The sequence below is a fragment of the Streptomyces sp. NRRL WC-3618 genome, assembly GCF_001280005.1.
GTDB lineage: Bacteria > Actinomycetota > Actinomycetes > Streptomycetales > Streptomycetaceae > Streptomyces.
The window spans coordinates 1-5,378 of sequence record NZ_LGDW01000148.1; the positions used below are offsets into that span (position 1 = coordinate 1).

Here is a 5,378-nt window from a genome sequence, read left to right on the forward strand (position 1 = left end):
GAGGCGACACCCGGGCCCTCGGCCTGCACAGCCTCAACCCACGGCACAAAAACGGTCCACCAACTCCGTCGGCGGACCGTCACGAAACTTCGAGGTTAGCTTTGCTGGTGCCGCACGGTTCTTCGACGAAAATTCCAATGTCTTCCAGTCGGGCGATTAGGTTGTCATCAATATTAAGGATCTTTGATTTCCATGGCCGCTCTCCCTCTTGGTCGAAAAGAGCTATTCCGTGGGCGGCAACTCCAGTGTCGAACCGAGTGCGGAATCGAATCGCCTCAAACTGATGCTCCTTCCGCTTCCCTGGCGTCTCGTCGAAGACTTTCGCATACTGCTGGGGTACGTCATATGGCGTCATGGTGACGAGTTCGTTCGTTACTCTGTAGCGGAGTGCTCCACGGGTTGTCAGATTCGCTGCGTCAACCGTCTTGGGCAATTCATAGCAATGTATTTCTCGCTCGTTGACTAGCTTGGGGATCAGCACAACGGCTGGCCCGCCATTGCACCAGTCAGGACCGATACTCTCCAAGATACCCGTCAATGGGTCAGTGCCAACGTAGCAGGTGCCACGTGGCGCGCTCAGGTCAAACCGGCATTCCCCGCAGTGACAGAACCACCAGGCACCCTTGCCACGTTTAGCGGCCCGATAAATCCTCTGTCCAGGCTTCAATTCACTCTTGGGGAACTTACTCCACGGCAAGGACATGTCGGGGGGAGGTAGTGCCACTGTGTTTCGGCTCTTCATCGTGACCACCGACTTGCGGTTGCTCGCGCCACCTTTAGTGCGGCCTCAGTGTCTCCATCACTGAGCGCCTCCACGACGCTGCGGTCGTTCAGGGTCGACAGCGGTTTGCGTAGCCAGGAGGCAATGGTCCAGGACAAATCTGCGTCATCATCCGGAAATGCGCGGAGAATATTTCCAAGTCCAGGCAAAACGTGCTTACCCCTGAACTGAAATGCCGGATAGACGATCTGCCCATCCTTAGTATGTAGAGCGATAATAGAGCGATCGCCGGCCATTCTATCGAGTAGATTATGTGGTAGTCCTATCAGGATTCGCACTTGATCGGCGAGGTAGACAGGCCCGATTACCCTTCGCCATCTGGGGCTGTCCAGGATTATCGTTTCTGGAAGTGTCGGCGGTGCCTCCACTGCGTCTACTCGACTAGCGCGGGCGCCTGGATTGGCTAGAACCTTGCGCACTCCGTAGGTGAGTGCAAGGCGGTCATGCCCACCGAGTTTCAGTGGTTTTCGCGTACCGGTCACCATCTCCGTGACAATTTCCTCGGCAGGAACCATGTGCCAGGCGCCCTTCACACCTTTGCGCGCTTGTATTTTCTGCGCTGCCCGCCGCACGTCGCCCTTAGTGAAGTACAACTTCCCCTGGTCGGAACGAATTTTCTTCCTACCTTTGTAGCGTTCGGCCCGTACCTGCGGCCTGGGTGTGCGGATCGGACTCATGGCGGGCGCCTTGTCTCTTGCACTTTGAGCGGTGCTCCACGGAGCGACTCCTTCTTCATCGTCGCCTGGTCGCAGCCCTGCCGCCACTTGTGTCACGAGCCGACGTCAGCCGTACACGCGCCAGCATGCAAGAGAATCGGAGCGGCCAGCGGTTCCAGTAGGGGGCCAAACAGGGGGCCAAACGAAGCAGCCGCCGCAGGACTGTCCCGGACAGCCATGGACAGGCATGGAATCAAACAGGCAGGTCAACGCGCCCGAGCCGAGGCCACAGGGCGCCTGATCGCGTTCGGGAGCAAGCGGTCTAGAAGCAAAGTCTGCGCCGTCCCACACCTAGCCCATCTGCCTGCCCCGACGCGCGCCATCTGGACAACGCATCAAGAGTTGATCCCGGTGGCGCGCATCGCGTTCATACTTACAGTGGAGTACCGACATGACATGGCAAGAGGACTACACAAGCTTCGTGAATAAAGCACGGGAGCACGCCACCAAAGCAGAGCACACGCCAACTGCGGGAGACCAGTACATGCGTGAGACTAACGCCGCTCTCGCGGTCTACTGGTCAATGGAAGCTGCACGAGTCTGGAGAGAGAACAATCGGCAGGATCATGACCCCTGAGTGCGTGCTGACCAGCTCAGATGACACCTGACGGAACAGGTTCCAGGGGGCCAAACAGGGGGCCAAACGATGCAGCCGCAGAAGAACGGTCCCGGACCGTAGTGGACTGCGCCGGAGGCAAACGAGCAGGCCAGTACCCCCGATGCAAGGTCATAGAGGGGTCTGATCACGTTCGGGAGCAAGCAGTTCAGGAGTAAATCGGTGGCCCTCGAATGTGCTGTCACCGCGCATAGGTGTCGCCCTGCCGTGAAGGCAGTGCCCTGGCCATCCCCTTGCTCGGACCACGTAGCGAGGCCTCCGGAGAAGATGCTCTCCGGAGGCCTCCTGGACGAGACAGCTGGGCCGAACCCGTCAGATTAGCTCTCTGGCGAGCGACTCTTCAGCTGGCGACGTAGGTCTTGTGGAGTCGGCCAAGGTGCCTTGCGGTGGATCATGCGGTGGCAGTTCGAGCAAATGAGGGCCAGGTCCGAAAGCTTCGTAGTTCCCTCGCCGGCAACGTGCAAAGGGATGACATGGTGACACTCTATGTAGCCTGCCCCCCCGGTCTCCGTACACCGCTTCGAAGTCGAACTCGCAGACCTCGCACGACAGTGCAAGACCGCGGCCTAGGACCGAGTCAATCTTCATCTGTCGCAGCTTCTTGTCGCGCTCGCGGGCGACATGCCTGCGCAAGAGCAGGCGCCCTTCCGGGGCGCTGTAGTCGTCGAGATCGCTCTCGTCGCTGGGCGGAATTTCCTGGAATGATCCTGTTTCGAGTGCTTCCCGGATACGTCGTGCAGCTGCAGACATCTGCTGTGGGCGGGCTAGGAACTCGGCCAGAACGGCCTTGTCCATGGCGCCGCCGTTCGTCGGCTTGCCTGGGTAGTCGGGGTGCTGGGTGGCTATGTCGAAGGTCTTGCGGCCGACCCCGTTCGGGTTGCGGAAGGTCTCGCTGCGAGGGGCGTTTTGATGGTCAGGGAGCATCTGCAGCAGCCGGGACAGCTCCTGGACCCGTGGGTCGTCGGCATCCGTCCCCTTCCACCCGTTGCTCATGACCAGGTCGCAGGCGAGGATCACTTCGTCGCGGGACCAGTCAGGGTTGCGGATGAGCCTTACCTGGAATCCCTCACGTTTGAGCCAGGCCACGGCGTGCGCGCGGCCGCCGCTGAACTCATCCGCTGTGAGCGGCCGACCTTGGGTGTACCGGTGGGCCACTCCGGCAATTGCCTTGGAGTCGTATTCACGTCCTTCATGGAGCAGGACGTAGGACTGGGCGCCCTTGAAGCCGTACGTCTCAAGGAAGACCGGGCGGCCCAGCCGGTCGCACTCGTCCAGTGCCTTGAGGACTGCTCGCCGGGTGATCGCTCCCTTTTCCACTAGGCGGCCTCATCCTCGTCGTCTGCCCCCTCCTGCTCGTCTTCGGCGGCTGAGGACGCTGAGGACGCTGAGGACGCTGAGGAGACACTCTGGGCCTCCACGGCCTTCTCCCACCAGTCCTGTGCGTCGGCGGCAAGGTTCTGCAGCTTCTCCATCAGCTGGCGCGCATGAGTTTTGCCTTCCCTCTCAATCAACGGCACACCGTCGTCGTCAACAAGGCCGGCAAGGTTGCGCATCTCCGCCTCTAGGCTGCGGAGGGCGTCCTTGGTGGCGAGCACGCCGCGCTTGTAGTGCTCGTGCACGGCCTTGTCGGCGCTGAGGGGCGGTGGTGTCAGACCGCCCTTAGGCGCGAGCTTGGTGCGCAAAAAGTCGTTGTCGATGGGCAGGTCGTTTCCTGCACCGTCCTTGCGCGGCTGGCCCTGGTCGTCGACCTGTCGCGGCGGGAGGTCCGCCCTGTCGTCTTCGATCACCTGGCGCAGGTGGCGGAGCCCGTGTTCAGTATCGGCGAGGGCTTCCATGACAGTGCCAGCACTCCGACGGTCACCACCAGGGCCCACGTCGTGACGCGGCCCGCTGATGGCGTTGCGCTTGGCGAGAACGTAGGCAGCCCGCACTCGCAGTTCGATGCCGGCAGGCCGCTCGTCCGCTACGTTCTCAATCTCCTTGAGAGCGGCCTGGTAGAGCTGCTCAGGAGAGCGCTTGGTCGGGTGCCACGTCATCTTCTGCAGGTCGGCGGGAAGCGTCTCGATGAGTACCTTCCGGAATCGCGCCAGCTCACCGTCGGACCATGCGCCACGCTTCTCCCTGACGATCAGTTCAACGGCCAAGGGCAGCTTGGTCTTCGTGGTGACACGAGTTCGCTTGCGCCCCGTCGGCTCGTTGGTGAGAACCAGGGCAATCGGCTGACGCACCGCGTTGTGGATCAGCGTCTCGTTCGTCGTGAACAGGTGAACTGAACGAGCGGCCCGGTCATCGCCGAAGGCCGCAATCTTGCGCGCCTCAGCTTCCTTAGGTGTGAGACGGCCAGCCAGCCAGTCAGCCTCCGCGTCGCTGGCAATCACTCCCGCAGAACGAGCAGAGAGAAGACACTCTTCTGCGAGCGCGGTGTGCTTTGCCGCGTCAGTCCAGGGCTCCTTGGTATTCAGGTGGTCCTGGGCCACACGGGCCTTGATGGCCTGCGACAGGTCGACGGCCCCGGCGACGTCCGGCACCACGCCGATGATGAGTTCGAAGTCCGTGACGGCGCAGCGGATCGCGCCCTTCTCAGTGGCCGAGATGTCCTCAACAGGCTGGCTGACGTAGCTGTTGATCTTGTCGATGTGAGCCTGCATCGAGCTGGCGTTACGGGGGAGAGTGAAGAGAACCTCCTCCGCTGTCGCACCCACGTTGTACAAGCCGTGACTCGTCCGGCTGGATCCTTCACGGACGAAGATGTGCGTGCTCGAGCTTTCGTCCGTGCCGTCGTAAAAGACGGTGGTGGCGACGCCGATCGGCGGGTCCATGATGCCCTGCTCACCGATGTCCGGCTGCGGGCTGTTGCGGTTGCGGGTCGTCTCGATCGCCCAATCGACTTGCTCAACGAGCGCGTCGCGGCTCTCAACATGGATGGCCAGCTCTCCCTCCCCTTCCTGCACGGCAGGTACCAAGGAGGCAGGCGGAGCGCCTACGGCCTGGGCCAGCGCGAACTGCACATGGTCGGCATTCCGCGGGTTGAGCGGGTCGGGAACAAGGCGCGACGTGTACACGGATCCGGAGATCACGAGCAGGTACGCACCAGGGATGCGCCGCCTCTGGGGGTTGGTCACCTGCGGCAATACGGCCGCCGGGTCAGTCCAGATGGTCGAGATAGTGGGCTTGATCCGCTTTGACGGACATCCGAGATCAGGGGTTCAGCCCCGGGAGGATGTCCATCATGGAGAGCATGGGGAAGAAGAAGCCTCGCCCTCGT

General features: G+C 61.7%; 4 protein-coding genes. All 4 read right to left on the reverse strand.

What is annotated here, in order from left to right; genetic code table 11:
* Window positions 1-79: 79 nt before the first annotated feature.
* The 4 genes from ADL01_RS44730 to ADL01_RS16730 all read right to left on the reverse strand — a co-directional run bounded on the left by ADL01_RS44730 (window position 80) and on the right by ADL01_RS16730 (window position 5,235).
* Complete coding sequence (locus ADL01_RS44730) at window positions 80-433, reverse strand: hypothetical protein (RefSeq protein WP_159049542.1); 354 nt, start codon at window positions 431-433, stop codon at window positions 80-82.
* Window positions 434-738: 305 nt separating this feature from the next.
* Window positions 739-1,458, reverse strand: a complete 720-nt coding sequence (locus tag ADL01_RS44735) for a hypothetical protein (protein WP_159049543.1) — start codon at window positions 1,456-1,458, stop codon at window positions 739-741.
* A gap of 972 nt (window positions 1,459-2,430) precedes the next feature.
* Window positions 2,431-2,670 carry an HNH endonuclease gene (locus ADL01_RS47775; protein ID WP_420719722.1) on the reverse strand — a complete coding sequence of 80 codons (240 nt, stop codon included), beginning with the start codon at window positions 2,668-2,670 and terminating at the stop codon, window positions 2,431-2,433.
* A 759-nt stretch (window positions 2,671-3,429) separates the two neighbouring features.
* Entirely contained in the window at window positions 3,430-5,235 is a 1,806-nt protein-coding gene (locus ADL01_RS16730) for a hypothetical protein (RefSeq protein ID WP_159049544.1), read from the reverse strand.
* Between the last annotated feature and the right edge of the window lie 143 nt (window positions 5,236-5,378).

Excerpts from the sequence above, each read along its gene's own strand:
- ADL01_RS44735 (WP_159049543.1), bottom strand. The coding sequence starts at position 1,458 with ATGAGTCCGATCCGCACACCCAGGCCGCAGGTACGGGCCGAACGCTAC.